General features: G+C 54.4%; 13 protein-coding genes. 9 read left to right on the forward strand and 4 right to left on the reverse strand.

Annotated features, from left to right (window positions below; all coding sequences use genetic code 11):
- Nucleotides 1–50: 50 nt before the first annotated feature.
- Nucleotides 51–959 (forward strand): fructokinase, encoded by a 909-nt coding sequence (gene mak / locus OGY72_RS01525; protein ID WP_286546363.1) that lies wholly within the window; start codon nt 51–53, stop codon nt 957–959.
- Nucleotides 960–986: 27 nt separating this feature from the next.
- Here the strand turns inward: mak and araJ are convergent, their stop codons facing one another.
- From araJ to sbcD, 3 genes are all read right to left on the reverse strand, one after another.
- Nucleotides 987–2,159 (reverse strand): MFS transporter AraJ, encoded by a 1,173-nt coding sequence (gene araJ, locus OGY72_RS01530; RefSeq protein ID WP_286546988.1) that lies wholly within the window; start codon nt 2,157–2,159, stop codon nt 987–989.
- A 192-nt stretch (nt 2,160–2,351) separates the two neighbouring features.
- The gene (sbcC, locus tag OGY72_RS01535; RefSeq protein ID WP_286546366.1) at nt 2,352–5,495 is read right to left on the reverse strand and encodes an exonuclease subunit SbcC; all 3,144 of its coding nucleotides are present in this window, start codon (nt 5,493–5,495) and stop codon (nt 2,352–2,354) included.
- On the reverse strand, nt 5,492–6,694 hold the full coding sequence (gene sbcD, locus OGY72_RS01540; protein ID WP_279275130.1) for an exonuclease subunit SbcD: 1,203 nt from the start codon (nt 6,692–6,694) through the stop codon (nt 5,492–5,494). The genes sbcC and sbcD overlap by 4 nt, the downstream gene beginning before the upstream one ends.
- A gap of 190 nt (nt 6,695–6,884) precedes the next feature.
- Between sbcD and phoB the strand changes: the two genes are divergently transcribed.
- The 5 genes from phoB to malZ all read left to right on the forward strand — a co-directional run bounded on the left by phoB (nt 6,885) and on the right by malZ (nt 14,056).
- On the forward strand, nt 6,885–7,574 hold the full coding sequence (gene phoB / locus OGY72_RS01545; RefSeq protein ID WP_003830970.1) for a phosphate response regulator transcription factor PhoB: 690 nt from the start codon (nt 6,885–6,887) through the stop codon (nt 7,572–7,574).
- A 50-nt stretch (nt 7,575–7,624) separates the two neighbouring features.
- Nucleotides 7,625–8,920 (forward strand): phosphate regulon sensor histidine kinase PhoR, encoded by a 1,296-nt coding sequence (phoR, locus tag OGY72_RS01550; protein ID WP_286546374.1) that lies wholly within the window; start codon nt 7,625–7,627, stop codon nt 8,918–8,920.
- Between the two features lie 405 nt (nt 8,921–9,325).
- Complete coding sequence (brnQ, locus tag OGY72_RS01555) at nt 9,326–10,645, forward strand: branched-chain amino acid transporter carrier protein BrnQ (RefSeq protein ID WP_003021501.1); 1,320 nt, start codon at nt 9,326–9,328, stop codon at nt 10,643–10,645.
- Nucleotides 10,646–10,726: 81 nt separating this feature from the next.
- A complete protein-coding gene (gene proY / locus OGY72_RS01560; RefSeq protein WP_003021504.1) occupies nt 10,727–12,100 on the forward strand; it encodes a proline-specific permease ProY in 1,374 nt (457 codons plus the stop codon).
- A gap of 138 nt (nt 12,101–12,238) precedes the next feature.
- Nucleotides 12,239–14,056 (forward strand): maltodextrin glucosidase, encoded by a 1,818-nt coding sequence (gene malZ / locus OGY72_RS01565; protein ID WP_286546377.1) that lies wholly within the window; start codon nt 12,239–12,241, stop codon nt 14,054–14,056.
- On the opposite strand, the gene OGY72_RS01570 is transcribed toward malZ, so the two are convergent.
- Entirely contained in the window at nt 14,050–14,952 is a 903-nt protein-coding gene (locus tag OGY72_RS01570; RefSeq protein WP_286546379.1) for a LysR family transcriptional regulator, read from the reverse strand. The genes malZ and OGY72_RS01570 overlap by 7 nt on opposite strands.
- 273 nt (nt 14,953–15,225) lie before the next feature.
- Between OGY72_RS01570 and OGY72_RS01575 the strand changes: the two genes are divergently transcribed.
- The 3 genes from OGY72_RS01575 (at nt 15,226) to OGY72_RS01585 (ending at nt 18,476) form a co-directional block, all read left to right on the forward strand.
- Complete coding sequence (locus OGY72_RS01575) at nt 15,226–15,867, forward strand: hydrolase (RefSeq protein ID WP_286546381.1); 642 nt, start codon at nt 15,226–15,228, stop codon at nt 15,865–15,867.
- A 173-nt stretch (nt 15,868–16,040) separates the two neighbouring features.
- Nucleotides 16,041–16,586 carry an antibiotic biosynthesis monooxygenase gene (locus tag OGY72_RS01580; RefSeq protein WP_003830975.1) on the forward strand — a complete coding sequence of 182 codons (546 nt, stop codon included), beginning with the start codon at nt 16,041–16,043 and terminating at the stop codon, nt 16,584–16,586.
- A gap of 21 nt (nt 16,587–16,607) precedes the next feature.
- Nucleotides 16,608–18,476: an amidohydrolase gene (locus OGY72_RS01585; protein ID WP_149281127.1), complete on the forward strand. Its 1,869-nt coding sequence runs from the start codon at nt 16,608–16,610 to the stop codon at nt 18,474–18,476.
- Nucleotides 18,477–18,583: the final 107 nt, after the last annotated feature.

Consider the following 18,583-nt stretch of genomic DNA (forward strand, 5'->3'; position numbering starts at 1 on the left):
TAGCGAATTGTCGCTATGCTTGCATTGTTAATCGGGAAGAGGAGCAAACAGTGCGTATAGGTATCGATTTGGGCGGTACGAAAACGGAAGTTATTGCGCTTGGCGATGCGGGCGAGCAGCTTTTTCGCCATCGCCTGCCCACGCCGCGTGATGATTATCGGCAAACGATAGAAACCATCGCCACGCTGGTGGAGATGGCGGAAAACGCCACCGGGCAGACGGGAACCGTGGGAATGGGCATTCCAGGTTCAATCTCGCCCTACACCGGGGTGGTAAAGAATGCCAACTCGACCTGGCTTAACGGACACCCTTTTGACAAAGACCTGAGTTCGCGTCTGAATCGCGAAGTGCGGTTGGCAAATGATGCCAACTGTCTGGCGGTTTCAGAAGCGGTGGATGGTGCGGCGGCGGGGGCGCAAACCGTGTTTGCGGTGATTATCGGCACTGGATGTGGCGCAGGCGTGGCACTGAATGGTCGGGCGCACACCGGCGGCAACGGTACCGCAGGGGAGTGGGGGCATAATCCGCTGCCGTGGATGGACGAAGATGAGCTGCGTTTTCGACAGGAAGTCCCCTGTTATTGTGGCAAGCAAGGCTGCATTGAAACCTTCATTTCCGGGACCGGTTTTGCCACCGACTACCAGCGTCTGAGCGGTAAGAAGCTCAAAGGTAATGAAATTATCAGCCTTGTTAATGCGCAGGATGCTCTTGCGGAGCAAGCGTTGAGCCGCTATGAGCGTCGTCTGGCGAAATCACTGGCTCATGTGGTGAATATTCTCGATCCGGACGTCATTGTGCTGGGTGGCGGAATGAGCAATGTCGACCGACTGTATCAAAACGTTCCGACGTTGATTAAGCAGTTTGTCTTTGGTGGCGAGTGCGAAACGCCTCTACGCAAGGCGCTACACGGGGATTCCAGCGGTGTACGCGGTGCGGCCTGGCTGTGGCCGCAGGAGTAATGTTCGCGTAGCCGGGTAGCGCAGATGCTATCCGGCAGCGTGTGTCATCTGGGGGACTGCGCGCTTCAAGCGACCGTACAGCAACAGTGACGACATCGCAGAAAACGACAGCAGTGCCGCCGGCAGTGTCACGTAGTTGTAGGCAAAGCCCAGCGTCAGCATCATGCCACCGCAATAAGCGCCAATCGCGCTGCCGAGGTTAAAGGCAATTTGCCCGCCAGCCGCACCCAGCAGCTCCCCTCCTTTAGCATTTTGCAGCAGTAAAATTTGCAGCGGCGCCGACAGGGCAAACAGGCCCGCGCAGCAAATAAAGGCGAAGGTCAGCGACGCGACTTTGATCCCGCCAAAGGCAAAGAGCAACAGCAGAGCCAGCACAATCACGAAGTCGGTTATCACCGCAATGCGCAGCGACGTATAGCGACCAGACAGCCGACCGCTCAGCAGATTTCCCAACACCATTCCTAATCCTACCAGCATCATGATGAAGGTCATCAGCGATTCGGAGAAGCCGGAGATATACATCATGTACGGTTTGACGTAGCTGAACCAGGCGAAAACCCCGGCGTTACCGAACATGGTGGCGGAGAAAATGAGCCACGGGGCGGGGCTTTTCAAAAAGTGAAATTGTTCGCGCAGGTTCCCTTTTGCCTCATCGCTAATGTCGGGGACCCAAAAAGCGACCGAGACTATTACGGCGATATTAAAGACTGCTATCAGCAGAAACGTGTAGCGCCAGCTAAATTCCTGGCTCAGCCAGGTGCCGACGGGAATGCCAACCAGATTGGCAACGGTCATCCCCGAAATCATGCCCGCGACGGCGGCGGTGACTTTTCCCGGACGGGCCAGCTTCGACAGGATAATCGCGCCCACGCCGAAAAATGCGCCATGCGGGAAGCCGGAAACCAGCCTGCCTACCGCCAGCATGAAGTAAGAGGAGGAGAGGGTGAAGATGGCGTTGCCAATCACGCACAGCGTGATCAGAAACAGCAGAATATGCTTGAGCGAAAAGCGATTAGAAAAGAGCGCAATAATGGGGGCGCCCAGCACCACGCCAAAGGCGTAAAACGAAATCATATGGCCAGCGGCAGGAATAGAAATTCCCACGTCCCGCGCCAGCTCGGTGAGAACGCCCATAATGCCAAACTCGGCCATGCCCAGCCCAAATGTTCCCAGCGCTAAAGAGAAAATGACTTTTTTCATACCACCTGCCAACAAGAAAGACGCAGGATATGCGTCATAGCGGCGAACGTTCGCTGCCAATAGCGATAGCTTGCGGATAAGCGAAGTGGAATGCCATTTCATATCCGTCCCTGAGTATGCAATATTGTGCTACATAGAGTGCCGGATGGCGCTAGCGCTTATCCGGCCTGTGACACCACATCCGCTGGTCGATTACTCCACCGCAAACATCTTGTCGAGTTTGCTGTAGCCCAGACCGTTGATTTTTTTCACCTTGATCTGCACCGGAATGCGTTCTTTCATTGCTTCGACGTGGCTGATGACGCCAATGGTTTTACCGGTAGCGTTGAGCGCATCCAGCGCGTCCAGAGCGGTATCCAGCGTTTCACTGTCCAGCGTGCCGAAGCCTTCGTCGAGGAACAGGGAGTCAATTCGTGTTTTGTGGCTGACCAGATCGGATAATGCCAGCGCCAGCGCCAGACTCACCAGGAAGCTCTCGCCGCCGGAAAGCGTACGCGTGTCACGCACCGCATCGGCCTGCCAGGTATCAACCACTTCCAGCTCTAACGCTTCGCTGGCCTTGCGCTGCAACAAATAGCGACCGTGCAGACGAGTCAACTGGTTGTTGGCAAGCCAGACGAGGTTATCCAGCGTCAGCCCCTGGGCAAATTTGCGGAACTTATCTCCCTCTTTCGAGCCGATCAGCGCATTCAGATACCCCCAGTCTTCGACCTGCTGCGTGACTTTTTCAATCTCCTGCATCAGCGCCTGCTGCTGCTGGCGGTTCTCAGCATCTTGCTTAAGCTGCTGGCGAATTTCGCCCTGACGAGTCGTGTTATCGCGCAGCAGCTGGGTGAGCTGCGCCAGCGCGTCGTGCAGATGTTGTGCGGTGAGCGTGAGATCTACCCCGATTGGTTGCTGCTGTTGATGAGTCGCCAGCGCCTGCTGGGCCTGATTAAGCAGCGTTTGTGCCTGTTGTTGCTGGCTTTCCAGCGATTGCTTCAACTGCTCAAGACGGTTGAAAGTCTCTTCATCCAGCAGGGCGGCAATAAAGGCGTCACAATTGTCAAAGATGCTGGCCTGCAATGCGGAATCAAACTGCGCCTGAATGTCTGCGGCGTGCTGAACGTCCTGTGCTTCCTGCTGCTGCAAGGTTTGCCGTTGTCCCTGCAAGGAGAGGCAATCGTCGTGCACCTGCCGCCAGTTTTCCAGCGACAAATCCTCAATGTCTTCAGAAAGCGCCTCGGTTTCTGGCAGCGTTTCCAGCAGCGGCGCAAGCTGGGCAATCCGGGCCTGTAACTCGGTCAGTTCATTCTGGCGCTGTTGCCACATTTGCGCTTCGTTCGCCCGTTCGCTTAGCCATGAGGCGACGTCATCCTCGGGCGGAAGGGCCAGACCATGACGGGAAAGCTCGGCGGTTAGCGTCGCCTGGCGCAGGTCAATATGCTGCTGGAGCTGGGTAATCTGCTCGGTATGGGCTGCGATTTGCGCCTGCAGGGTATGACGCAGGCTCAACTGGTGAAGCTGTTGTTCGTGCTCTTCCTGAGCGGCCAGCCACGGGGCGATGTCATCCTGCGGTTGTAGCGTGACGTTGAGGCTGGCGGTGACGGTCAGCCACTCTTGAGTAAGTGCTTGCTCCTCCTGAGAAAGCGTCTGTGCTTCGCGTTCATCCCGCTGAAGTTGCTGCGTGATCGCCTCAAGCTGGCCGCGTAACGTGGAACCTTCATCGGCCAGTGTTTTGACCTCTTTTTCCAGCGCTTCACGCCGCGTCTGATTCACGCTCAGTTCGAGCGTTTGATAGCGTTCAATCGCCGGATGTGCGGTGGAGCCGCATAGCGGGCAAGGCATGCCGGATTGCAATAATGCCCGTTGGCTTTCCAGATCTTTGATGCGGGCTTCCTGCTCGCAAATGACTTTTACATCGGTAAGTTGCTGATTTTTATCTTTATAGCGCTGACGTTTTTCGGCAAGCACCGCGTTGCGCTGAGTTAGCTCTTGCTGACGCTGTACAAGCGTGGCGCGTAACTGTGCCAGTTGCTTTTGCTTCGGGGCGATTTGCCCGTGCAGATTGCTCAGCCGCTGGCGTAGCGGACGAAGCTGCACATGTTGTGCCAACGCATCCGTTACCTCCTGCGGCGAAAGGGTCAGCGCGGGAAGCGTTAGTGCATTGAGCTTACGGGTGTCGTTCTCCCGCAACTGCTGCCACTGGCGTAGCTGGGTGCTGGCGTCGGACTGTTGCGCCAGAAGCGCTTTCCATCCTGCCAGTTCGCTACTCCATAAGCGGAAGCGGTCATGTTCGTTCAGCCAGTCGGTTAACGTCTGTTGTTCGGCGAGTATCGCGGTCGATTGCGTGTGCGCCTGCTGACGGATGCGCCCGCACAGCGCTAAGCTGCTTTGTAAGCGAGTATTCACTTCCTGAATCTTCTGGCGCGTACGCTCGATAGTAGCCGTTTGTTCCTGGATTCGCTCCCAGTGAGGGCGCAATGCTCTGGCTGGCTGCGCCAGGCTCAGCGCTGCCAGCTGCGGCTGCGCGTCTTCTTGCGCCTGAAGTGCTGCCTGTAATGCCTGCTGGTGGCGGTTTATGTCCGTCTGAAGCTCATTTTGCCGAATAAGCCAGTTGAGGTGCTGTTGCTGGGTTTGTTGGCTGGTAAGGTATTGTTTTTCTTCGTCAGTAAGTACCTGCAAACTTTCCGTCAGGGACTGCACCTGCTCTGGTGCTAACAGCGCAACGCCGCTGGCCTGGGCCTGCAGTTTTTCCAGTTCTGTACGCGCTGACTTGTGCTTTTCAAACACCATGGCGGAGATTTGGCCGTAGATCTCAGTACCGGTTAACTCTTCCAGCAGCTCGGCGCGCTCTTTCGGTTTGGCATTAAGAAAGGCGGCAAACTGCCCCTGAGACAGCAGCATCGAACGGGTAAAACGCCCGTAATCCAGCCCGGTAAGCTCGGCGGTCATCTCCAGCTTGTCTTTGACTTTATCGGCGAGGATTTTACCGTCAGCGCAGCGGGCCAGCTCTACGCGCGGGACCTGCAGGTTGCCCTCAGGCTGGTTGCGTGCCCGGTTCTGACTCCAGAATGCGCGGTAGGCTTCGCCGCGCACCTCAAACTCGACCTCGGCCAGACACTCCGCGGTGTCGCGGGTCATCAGGTCATTTTGCGACTGTGACACGGTATTCAGGCGTGGCGTTTCGTGGTACAGGGCGAGGCATATCGCGTCCAGCAGGGTGGTTTTCCCCGCGCCCGTTGGCCCGGTGATGGCGAACAACCCGTTGCTGGCAAAAGGTTCTGCCGTGAAATCGACTTTCCATTCTCCCTTCAGGGAGTTGAGGTTCTTCAGGCGCAGGCTGAGAATTTTCATGCTTCACTCTCCCCTGCAAGCGTGTGTAAGGTTGCGCTAAACAGCTGATTCAACCGCTCGCGCTGAGGCTCTTCGAGCTCTTCCAGCGCCAGGCGGCGGTCAAAAACTTCCGTTACGCTTAGCTCGCTTAACGTTTCGCGTCGTTCACTGGCCATAATACGTTCACGTTGTTCCCGACTGCGGCGCACCAATAACACTTCGACCGGTAAATCTTCGGTTAAGGCCTGGATCTTACGTTGCATGTCATGCAGATAGTCGCCGGTGGTGATTTCAATATCCAGCCATATCGGCGGCTCTTGTGGTACGTTACGCCACTGTTCAAGCTGGGTGGTAATGGCAGCTAAATCGCCTTTCAGTACCGCAAGCGGCTGGGTGACCGGTACGGTGAGATTTTCAACGGCGCTGAGTTTCCCCGCTTCAAAGCTCACCAGATGTACACATTTGTTTTTGCCGCACTCGTCAAAACTGAGGGCAATCGGTGAACCGCAGTAGCGAATATGGTCCGTCCCGCCGATAACCTGCGCCCGGTGAATATGCCCCAGTGCGATGTAGTCCGCGGGTGGAAAGTTTTGCGCCGGAAAGGCGTCCAGCGTACCGATATAAATGTCACGTACGGCGTCACTTTTACTGGCGCCAACGGTGGTCAAATGCCCGGTCGCAATGATGGGCAGGTTTCGATCGCCACGCAGCGTGCAGGCGTCCTGATACTGCTGCTGGTAATAGTCGGTGATCGCCCCCAGCAAATGCTGCTGTTTTTCTTGTCCGGTTAGCCCGGCTTGGCTGGTAATGATGTCACGTGGTCGTAAGAAAGGAACCGGACACAGGATCGCCCCCGGCGTGCCATCACGTTGCGGCAGTACCTGCGGCGCATGGCCGGCGCTGGCAACGACCGTGGTGTTGAGAAACGCCAGAATATCGCGGGATTCATTGAGCGTGGCGACGGAATCGTGGTTGCCTGCCAGCACCACCAGATGACAGCCAGTTTGCTGCAGATTGACGACAAAACGGTTATACAGCTCACGGGCGTAGCTTGGCGGTGAGCCGGTATCGAAAATATCACCCGCCACAATAATGGCATCCACCTGCTGGGATTGTGCCGTCTCCAGCAGCCAGTCGAGAAAGGCCTGATGTTCAGCGGCGCGGCTCTTGCTGTAGAAATTTTGGCCCAGATGCCAGTCAGACGTGTGAAGGATGCGCATAAGAGTTCCATGACGATAAAACAGTGGCGGGGATTATAACCTTTCAAGGACGGTAATATCTTGTCTCCGGGCTGTCATAATTCGTCTGGCTGCGTTAAACCTGGACTATCTTTTCATAAATCTGTCATAAAACTGACGCATAATGGCACCGTATTGATGGCAAACGATTTAATTATAAACAGGGCAAATCATGGCGAGACGTATTCTGGTCGTAGAAGATGAAGCTCCAATTCGTGAAATGGTCTGCTTCGTGCTCGAGCAAAACGGTTTTCAACCCGTAGAAGCCGAAGACTATGACAGTGCTGTGAACCAACTCAATGAACCCTGGCCGGATCTCGTCCTGCTTGACTGGATGCTTCCCGGCGGCTCGGGTCTACAGTTTATTAAGCATCTCAAGCGCGAAGCCATGACACGGGACATACCCGTGATGATGCTGACGGCGAGGGGAGAAGAGGAAGATCGCGTCCGGGGTCTGGAAACCGGTGCGGATGACTATATTACCAAGCCGTTTTCTCCCAAGGAGCTGGTGGCGCGTATTAAAGCTGTGCTGCGTCGAATTTCCCCCATGGCGGTGGAAGAGGTGATTGAGATGCAGGGGCTGAGTCTTGATCCCACTTCGCATCGCGTGATGACCGGCGAAGAACCGCTGGATATGGGGCCGACCGAATTCAAACTGTTGCACTTCTTTATGACTCACCCCGAACGCGTATACAGTCGTGAACAACTCCTCAATCATGTCTGGGGAACCAATGTCTACGTGGAAGACCGGACAGTTGATGTGCATATCCGTCGATTACGTAAAGCGCTGGAGCACAGCGGACACGATCGTATGGTGCAGACAGTTCGCGGGACGGGATATCGTTTTTCGACCCGCTTTTGACTGACAAGAATCAGGGCCTGATGGATTAGGCCGTTTATGGAGTAAGACGTTTGCTAGAACGATTGTCATGGAAAAGGTTGGTACTGGAGCTGATCCTGTGCTGCATACCGGCATTTATCCTTAGCGCTTTTTTCGGTTACCTGCCCTGGTTTTTACTGGCGTCGGTAACGGGCCTGCTTATCTGGCATTTCTGGAATTTATTACGTTTATCCTGGTGGTTATGGGTCGACAGAAGTATGACGCCGCCACCGGGGCGAGGCAGTTGGGAGCCGTTGTTATATGGGCTGCATCAAATGCAGCTTCGCAACAAAAAGCGCCGTCGAGAACTGGGTAACCTGATTAAACGTTTTCGCAGCGGGGCGGAATCCCTACCCGACGCGGTGGTGTTGACCACCGAAGAAGGCGGTATCTTCTGGTGTAACGGACTGGCTCAGCAGGTTCTGGGACTGCGTTGGCCGGACGATAGCGGGCAAAATATTCTTAACCTGCTGCGCTACCCGGAATTCACACAATATCTGAAAACGCGCGATTTTAGCCGGCCAATCAATCTGGTGCTCAATACCGGACGGCATCTGGAAATTCGCGTGATGCCCTATACCGATAAGCAATTGTTGATGGTGGCGCGCGACGTTACCCAGATGCACCAACTGGAAGGTTCACGGCGTAACTTTTTCGCCAACGCCAGCCATGAGCTGCGCACACCGCTGACGGTGCTGCAAGGCTACCTGGAAATGATGCAGGAGCATCCGCTGGAAGGGACAACGCGCGAAAAAGCGCTGCATACCATGCGTGAACAAACGTACCGTATGGAAGGTCTGGTGAAACAGCTGCTGACGCTGTCAAAAATTGAAGCTGCGCCGACGTTGCAGCTGAATGAGAAAGTCGATGTGCCCATGATGCTGCGCGTGATCGAGCACGAAGCGCAAACCCTGAGCCAGCATAAACATACGTTTACCTTTGATGTCGATAACAGCCTGAATGTGCGAGGCAACGAGGAGCAGTTGCGTAGCGCTATCTCGAATCTCGTGTACAACGCGGTTAACCACACACCAGCGGGAACGCACATTACCGTACGCTGGCAGCATGTGGCGTCGGGGGCGGAGTTTTGCGTGGAAGACAACGGTCCGGGCATTGCCCCCGAGCATATACCACGTTTGACCGAGCGTTTTTATCGTGTGGATAAGGCGAGATCGCGACAAACGGGCGGTAGCGGGCTGGGTCTGGCTATCGTGAAACATGCGCTGCATCATCACGACAGCCGTTTGAACATCGAAAGCGAACCAGGCAAAGTGACGCGATTTAGTTTCATGATCCCGGAACGTTTCATTGCCAAAAGTAACGGCTAAGACGTATTCGTAAGATAATCTTTCCAAAAGCCAGCGCAAGCTGGTTTTTTTTATGTGGTCAATAGATGCCTCCTGAATTTTACGATGTTTGATTGTTTTTTGTTCGAATTATTACCCATACCTTTTTCCATGAAATGGTTTTTTGTGCTAACCCTATTTTTCATATCGCTATATTGTTCTGGTTTTTGGATCCCACCTTGCTTTAAAACGTTATAAGCGTTTAAATTGCGCTCCAGGTGCTGTCATACCGACTGCATTTACGCGGTAAATCGAAAAACTATTCTTCGCCGCGCCAGGTCGGGAGTGTTTCCCGCTGGAATTGAGCAAAAATGCCGCTGTATTGTCCCCCAGGGAAAGGCAAAAATTTACTATTTTCAACACCACATCCACAGGCAGTAAGACTTTATGACCCATCAGTTAAAATCGCGCGATATTATCGCTTTGGGATTTATGACATTTGCACTGTTCGTTGGTGCAGGTAACATCATCTTCCCCCCAATGGTTGGTTTGCAGGCAGGTGAACACGTCTGGACTGCGGCTTTTGGCTTTTTGATTACCGCCGTTGGCCTGCCGGTACTTACCGTTGTCGCGCTGGCGAAAGTCGGCGGTGGTGTGGACCGACTGAGCACGCCTATCGGTAAAGTTGCCGGTCTGCTGCTGGCGACCGTTTGCTATCTGGCCGTTGGGCCGTTATTTGCTACCCCGCGTACCGCGACGGTCTCTTTCGAAGTCGGGATTGCACCGCTGACTGGTGACTCTGCGCTGCCGCTGTTTATCTATAGTGTTATCTATTTCGCGATTGTCATTCTGGTTTCGCTTTATCCAGGCAAACTGCTGGATACGGTGGGTAATTTCCTGGCACCGCTGAAAATCCTGGCGCTGGTGGTCCTGTCTGTCGCTGCAATTGTCTGGCCTGCAGGCCCGATCAGTAATGCGATGGAAGCCTATCAAACTGCGGCGTTTTCTAATGGCTTCGTGAACGGGTATCTGACCATGGATACGCTGGGCGCGATGGTGTTTGGTATTGTTATCGTTAACGCCGCTCGCTCGCGTGGTGTTACTGAAGCGCGTCTGCTGACCCGTTACACCGTTTGGGCGGGTTTAATGGCGGGTGTGGGCTTAACGCTGCTGTATCTCGCGCTGTTCCGTCTGGGTTCAGATAGCGCGATTCTGGTCGATCAGTCTGCTAACGGCGCGGCGATTCTGCATGCGTATGTTCAGCACACCTTTGGCGGTGCAGGTAGCTTCCTGCTGGCGGCGCTGATTTTCATCGCCTGTCTGGTCACCGCGGTTGGCCTGACCTGCGCCTGCGCAGAGTTCTTTGCCCAGTACGTTCCACTGTCTTATCGTACGCTGGTATTTATCCTCGGCGGCTTCTCGATGGTGGTTTCTAACCTGGGTCTGAGCCATCTGATTCAGATCTCTATTCCGGTGCTGACGGCTATCTATCCGCCATGTATCGCACTGGTTGTATTAAGCTTTACCCGCTCATGGTGGCATAATTCTTCCCGCGTCATTGCACCTGCGATGTTTATCAGCCTGATTTTTGGTATCCTTGATGGCATTAAAGCTTCTGCAATTGGCGACGTGTTACCGGCCTGGACCCAGCGTTTACCGCTGGCGGAGCAGGGGCTGGCGTGGTTGATGCCAACAGTCGTGATGGTGGTCCTGGCAGTTATCTGGGATCGCGCCGCGGGTCGACAAGTGACCTCCAGCGCACACTAATATCACTGACAATAAGTTTTAACCACGGGGCTATTAACATGGCCCCGTGGTTTTTTTATTGTGTTAACAGGTTAGGAATCGATGGAAAGTAATAACAAGCTAAAGCGTGGGCTGAGCACCCGGCACATCCGCTTTATGGCATTAGGTTCAGCAATTGGTACCGGGCTGTTTTACGGCTCGGCCGACGCCATCAAAATGGCGGGGCCAAGCGTGTTGCTGGCCTATATTATCGGCGGTGTCGCAGCGTACATTATTATGCGTGCGCTGGGCGAAATGTCTGTTCATAACCCGGCAGCCAGCTCCTTCTCGCGCTATGCGCAGGAAAACCTCGGACCGCTGGCAGGCTACATTACCGGCTGGACCTACTGTTTTGAAATCCTGATTGTCGCCATTGCCGACGTGACAGCCTTCGGCATATACATGGGCGTCTGGTTCCCGGCGGTACCGCACTGGATTTGGGTACTCAGCGTGGTGCTGATTATCTGCGCCATCAACCTGATGAGCGTGAAGGTGTTTGGTGAGCTGGAGTTCTGGTTCTCGTTCTTCAAAGTCGCCACCATTATCATCATGATTGTTGCCGGTTTCGGTATCATCATTTGGGGGATTGGCAACGGCGGACAACCAACCGGTATCCATAACTTATGGAGCAACGGTGGCTTCTTCAGCAACGGCTGGCTCGGCATGGTGATGTCGCTGCAAATGGTGATGTTTGCCTATGGCGGGATTGAGATTATCGGGATTACCGCAGGCGAAGCCAAAGATCCGGAAAAATCTATTCCGCGCGCCATCAATTCCGTACCAATGCGTATCCTGGTGTTTTATGTGGGGACGCTGTTCGTCATTATGTCTATCTACCCGTGGAACCAGGTGGGTACCGACGGTAGCCCGTTCGTTATGACGTTCCAGCATATGGGTATTACCTTTGCTGCCGGGATCCTCAACTTTGTGGTTCTGACTGCGTCGCTGTCGGCTATTAACTCTGACGTCTTCGGTGTGGGGCGTATGCTGCACGGCATGGCGGAGCAGGGCAGTGCCCCGAAAATGTTCGCCAAGACGTCGCGTCGTGGCGTGCCGTGGGTGACGGTAATGGTGATGACTATCGCGCTGCTGTTTGCGGTGTATCTTAACTACATCATGCCGGAAAACGTCTTCCTGGTGATCGCCTCTTTGGCGACTTTCGCCACGGTATGGGTGTGGATTATGATCCTGTTGTCGCAGATTGCTTTCCGTCGTCGTCTGCCGCCGGAAGAGGTCAAAGCGCTGAAATTTAAAGTACCGGGTGGGGTAACGACGACTGTTGTTGGCCTGATTTTCCTGGTCTTTATCATCGCGCTCATAGGCTATCATCCGGATACCCGCATTTCGCTGTACGTCGGCTTTGCGTGGATTGTTCTGCTGCTGGTCGGCTGGGGATTCAAGCGCCGTCGCGAGCGCCAACTGGCTGAAGCACAGTAATATTTTTGCCGGGTAGCTTTGCGTTACCCGGCAATTTTCTCCTCCCCCGAACTCCTCCCCCAATAAACGTTAAGATGATGAGTGATCCTGCACTTCGCTATGGCAAGGTGACGTCATTATCATCAAAGGGGATACGTGATGTTGAACGCCTGGCACCTTCCGGTTGCCCCATTTGTTAAGCAAGACAAAGATCAACTGACGATTACATTATGGTTGGCGGGGGAAAATCCACCCCAGCGGGTGACGCTACGCGCAGAAAACGATAACGAAGAGATTTCGCTGGCTATGCACAAGCAGCGCAGCCAGCCGCAGCCGGGCGTGACCGCGTGGCGAGCGGCGATCGATCTCTCCAGCGGGCAGCCTCGTCGACGCTATAGCTTTAAATTACTTTGGCCCGATCGTCAGCTGTGGTTCACCCCGCAGGGATTCGGCCGTTTTCCGCCTGCGCGTCTGGAGCAGTTTGCGGTTGATGTGCCGGATAACGGTCCGCAGTGGGTTGCCGATCAGATTTTCTATCAAATTTTCCCGGACCGTTTTGCCCGCAGCCAGTCGCGTGAAGCGGGCCAGGATAACGTCTATTACCACCACGCCGCCGGACACGACATCTTACGGCGCGAATGGGATGAACCGCTTACGGCTCAGGCCGGTGGCTCCACGTTCTATGGCGGTGATTTGGACGGCATCAGCGAAAAGCTACCGTACCTGAAAACGTTAGGGGTCACGGCGCTGTACCTGAATCCTGTATTTACCGCCCCGAGCGTGCATAAATACGATACCGAAGATTACCGTCATGTTGATCCGCAATTTGGCGGCGACAGGGCGCTACTGCGTCTGCGGCACAACACCCAACAGCAGGGCATGCGTCTGATTCTCGACGGCGTCTTTAACCATAGCGGCGATTCGCACGCCTGGTTTGACCGACATAATCGGGGGACGGACGGGGCGTGCCATAATCCAGAATCCCCCTGGCGCGACTGGTATCATTTCTCAGCCGACGGCGTTGCGCTCGACTGGCTGGGATATTCCAGCCTGCCCAAGCTGGACTTTTCTTCGGAAAGCCTGGTGAATGAAATTTATCGCGGTGAAGACAGTATCGTCCGCCACTGGCTGAAAGCGCCGTGGAGTATGGACGGCTGGCGTCTTGATGTGGTGCACATGCTGGGAGAGGCCGGAGGCGCACGTAACAACCTACAACATGTGGCCGGAATTACGCAGGCGGCAAAAGAAACGCAGTCTGAGGCGTATGTGGTGGGCGAGCATTTTGGCGATGCGCGCCAGTGGTTGCAGGCCGATGCAGAAGATGCCGCCATGAATTATCGCGGCTTTACTTTCCCCCTCTGGGGATTCCTTGCCAATACCGATATTTCATACGACCCGCAATCCATTGATGCCCAGACCTGTATGGCGTGGATGGATAACTACCGCGCGGGGTTGTCGCATCAGCAACAGCTGCGGATGTTTAATCAGCTCGACAGCCACGATACCGCCCGCTTTAAATCTCTGCTCGGTAAAGACGTCGCACGGTTACCGCTAGCGGTGGTATGGCTGTTTACCTGGCCTGGCGTGCCCTGTATTTACTACGGTGACGAAGTGGGGCTGGACGGGAACAACGATCCGTTTTGTCGCAAACCGTTCCCGTGGCAGCCTGAAAAACAGGACGCTACTCTGCTGGCGTTGTATCAGCGGCTGGCAAAATTACGCCACCAGAATCAGGCGCTTCGCCACGGTGGTTGCCAGGTGATTTACGCCGAGGATAACGTGGTGGTGTTTGTTCGCGTGCTAAACCGACAGCGCGTACTGGTGGCGATTAACCGTGGCCACGCTTGTGAAGTGGTCCTGCCAGCCTCGCCATTACTGAGCGTGAGTCAATGGCAGCATAAAGAGGGCAACGGTATGCTTACCGACGATATCCTGACGCTGCCGGCGATTTCCGCCTCGGTATGGATAGGTCATTGATATAAGCGCGCAATCTCCGGGCTTGCCAGCAGCGTTTCCCGCCACCAACGCTGTGCCAGCCCATCGCGGTTATTGCGCCATGCCATATAAGCCACGTCTTTTTGGCGAAATGAGATAACCGTTTTTTCCACCAGCTCGCCAGCGGTAAGCCACGGGCTGGCAATATGGCGGGGGAGAAATCCGCAGCCCATACCGGCCCGCAGTAACATCACCTTACTGTGGAAGTCATCGACGCGGATTTGCGCCTGTTCCTCCATCAGATTGGTTTGTAACGGATGGCAGAAGCGAGCGCTGTCGCTGATAACAATCGCCCGATGCAGGCACAGCTGCTCGTTAGTCAGGCCATCTGGCGCTGCGGCCAGCGGATGCTGAGGTGCCACGACAAATACATTGTCCAACGTGCCGAGCATTTTGTAGGACCAGGCCGCTGACGTTGGCGGTTCATTGATCGCTCCCAGGATGATATCTGCTCCGTTATGGGTCAGTTCCTCCCAGGAGCCCGCCAGCGTATGGTGGGTAAAACTGAGGCGAGTTTGCTTATTCAGCGCGTGAAATTCATCGATAATGGGTAACAGCGCGGCGAAAGGAAAAGAGTCGTCCAGCGCAATCGCCAGCTCTTTTTCCCAGCCTGAACTCAGCTGTACCGCCTGTTTTTCGAGATCTTTTGCCGCATTCAGCAGCAAACGCCCTTTTTCCAGCATCATCTGTCCGGTATCGGTAAATTTTGCCCGGTGCCCGGAACGGTCAAGCAGCTCGATATTCAAATCGCTTTCCAGCTTCTGAATCATATAGCTGAGTGCGGCAGGGGTTTTAAACAGCGACTCGGCCGCTGCGGCAAATGAACCCTGTTTGTCGAGAGCGTCGAGAATAAGCAAAACATCCAGATTAATGCGCATAAGCAGAAAATATCCTGAAAATTAAACCCTTCTGTTGTACCGAATGAAGAAAAACAATGCCAGTGAATAAATTAGATGAGTCATGCGCATTTTTTTGATGTTGTTTAGGATATATCGCAACACAAAATTAATAGTTTCACAGGATGGTAAGTTTTCTTTAATAACTCGTTAGAAATTTCCCGCTATACTCAACAAGCTTTCTGATTCAGGATCCTGCTGCTGACGGCAGATACAGACCGTTGCCTTTTAACTTATTGATTAAGAAGGTGTGCTATGTCTATTCGGGAACTGATTGACCCTCAAAACTCTACGCTTATTTTTATTGATCATCAGCCGCAAATGTCATTCGGTGTGGCGAATATTGATCGCCAGACTTTAAAAAATAATACCGTGGCATTAGCGAAAACCGGGAAAATATTCAATGTTCCGGTGATTTATACTTCTGTAGAAACTAAAAGTTTTAGCGGATATATCTGGCCGGAATTGTTAGCGGTTCATCCTGATGTCAAACCCATTGAACGCACCTCAATGAACTCCTGGGAAGATACGGCGTTTGTGAAAGCGGTGGAAGCGACCGGGCGTAAAAAACTGATTATCTCCGCGCTGTGGACCGAAGTATGCCTGATTTTTCCAGCGCTGATGGCACTGGAGGCAGGCTATGAAGTTTATGTGGTAACGGATACCTCCGGCGGCACGTCCGTAGATGCTCATGAGCGTTCTATCGACCGCATGGTACAGGCTGGTGCCGTACCCGTAACCTGGCAACAGGTTCTTCTCGAGTACCAGCGCGACTGGTCCCGCAAAGAAACCTACGACGCCGTAATGGATCTGGTACGCGAGCACAGCGGTGCCTACGGTATGGGCGTGGATTATGCCTATACCATGGTGCATGGCGCGCCGGAACGTAAAGCTTAAATACACGTCATCCTTCATGTTGCATCTTTGTTGGCTTCGCTTGCGTCCCCCGGTCACTTATTTATGTAAGCTCCCGGGGATCCACAACCTTGCCGCCTCGATGCACCATGAATGATTTTGTGTATTACTTTCCTGGCCTAAGCGGCCTGTTTCCTGTCAACAAGGAACCCTTCATGGCGCAGAACAAACATGTGACGTTGGTAATTACTCACACTCTGCTACCTGAGCAGGCGCAGCGGTATGAGCAGTGGCTGGGGAAAATCATGCCTGTAGCGGCTGAATTTCCCGGTCATCTCGGGGCGAACGTGATTCGCCCGGCAGATGGCAACAACCTGTGGAACATCATTATCCGCTTCGACACGCTTGAGCATCTGTATAGCTGGACCCAGTCCGATACGCGCCGCGTGTTGGTCGAAGAGATTGCTCCACTGCTGGCTGAAGGTGACAAAACCGAAATTCGCACCGAAGCAGCATTCTGGTTTACGCCGCCCGCGCCCCATGTACGACAGCCCAAACGCTGGAAACAGTTTCTGATAACCCTGCTGGTGATATTTCCCAGCACCAATCTGGTGCCGTGGTTGACCGGCATTGTGCTGCCTGCAATGAAGGGCTCGTTACTCCTGCATCTCATCAATGATGCCTTTGTGGTTGCGCTGGTGGTCTGGTTCTGGATGCCCATCGTAACCCGTCTGTTTGCCGGATGGCTGAAAAAAGCCTGACCGGTATCTCAGGAGATTGTTATGTCTCAAACTGCCACACTGATTCTGACTCACGGAAAAATTCATACTCTCGACAGACAAAGTCCTCAGGTCGAGGCGGTGGCGATCGCCAACGGAAAGATTCTGGCGACCGGTAGCCACGAACGGGTAATGAGCTTTGCCGCTGAAGGGACGCAGGTTGTCGATCTGCAAGGGCATACGGTGATCCCTGGCCTGAACGATTCGCACCTGCACCTTATTCGTGGTGGACTGAATTACAACCTGGAATTGCGTTGGGAGGGCGTGCCGTCACTGGCGGACGCGCTACGCATGCTCAAAGACCAGGCTGACAGAACGCCGTCGCCACAATGGGTACGCGTGGTGGGCGGCTGGAGTGAATTCCAGTTTGCCGAACGTCGCATGCCAACCCTCGAAGAACTGAATGAAGCCGCTCCTGATACTCCGGTTTTTGTTCTGCATCTCTACGACCGGGCTTTGCTCAACCGCGCCGCGCTGAAAGCGGTTGGCTATACCAAAGCGACGCCGGAACCGGCGGGTGGTGAGATTGTGCGTGATAGCAACGGCAACCCGACCGGAATGCTGATCGCTAAACCGAACGCGATGATCCTTTACTCGACGCTGGCAAAGGGACCAAAACTGCCGCTGGAAATGCAGGTTAACTCGACCCGTCAGTTTATGCGCGAGCTGAACCGTCTGGGACTGACCAGCGCCATCGATGCGGGCGGCGGGTTCCAGAACTACCCGGAAGATTACGAGATCATTGAGCAGTTACACGCCAACAAACAGATGACGGTGCGTATTGCCTACAACCTGTTTACCCAGCGTCCGAAGCAGGAACTGGAAGACTTTGAACGCTGGACCGATATGCTCAAGCCAGGGCAGGGAACCGACTTCTATCGTGCCAATGGGGCAGGGGAAATGCTGGTTTTCTCGGCCGCGGATTTTGAAGACTTCCTCCAGCCACGCCCGGATCTGCCGGAAGGTATGGAAGATGAGCTGGAGCGCGTGGTGCGACACCTGGTTGAGCACCGCTGGCCGTTCCGCTTGCATGCTACCTACGATGAATCCATCAGCCGAATGCTGGACGTGTTTGAGAAGGTAAATCGTGATATCCCGTTCAATGGTCTGCACTGGTTCTTCGATCACGCCGAAACGATTACCGAACGGAATATCGAACGCGTAAAAGCGCTGGGGGGCGGGATTGCGGTCCAGCACCGTATGGCGTTCCAGGGAGAGTATTTTGTCGATCGCTACGGCAAAGACGCGGTTAAACATACGCCGCCGGTGGCGAAAATGCTGGCGGCTGATGTGCCAGTTGGCCTGGGTACCGATGCTACGCGCGTGGCAAGTTACAACCCGTGGACAGCTTTGTACTGGCTGGTATCAGGACGCACCGTTGGCGGTATGGCGATGTACGATGATAACAATCGCCTGCCGCGTGATGTGGCCCTGGAACTGTGGACGGCCGGGAGCGCCTGGTTCTCCAGCGAACAGGGTAAGAAAGGGCGCATCGAGAAAGATCAACTGGCCGACCTGGTGGTGCTGTCCAAAGATTACTTCAGCGTGCCGGAAGAAGAGATTAAAGGTATTGAGTCGGTAATGACCATTGTTGATGGCAAAGTGGTTTACGCCGCCGGGCATTTCACCCCGCTGGCACCGCCAGCCATTCCGGTTGTGCCGGACTGGTCGCCGGTAGTGAAGGTGCCGGGGCACTATCGCTCAGCGCCACCTGCTGCGGCGAAAATTGGCGCAATGGTGCAGATGCACCAGTGCTGCGGTAGCTGCGGTGTACACGGTCACCAGCATGATATTGCGCGGAAATCGGGGATTCCGGTGTCAGATGACCGGGCTTTCTGGGGCGCGCTTGGCTGCTCCTGCTTCGCGTTTTAATTGTGGTTTGGATAAGCGTATCGTCACTGGCGATACTAACGGAAAGTGACGCAATCGCTTATCTGATCTGCGAACAATAAAAAAGGCCCGCATTTGCGGGCCTTTCG

This window comes from Citrobacter sp. Cpo221, assembly GCF_030332345.1.
GTDB classification, from domain to species: domain Bacteria; phylum Pseudomonadota; class Gammaproteobacteria; order Enterobacterales; family Enterobacteriaceae; genus Citrobacter; species Citrobacter portucalensis.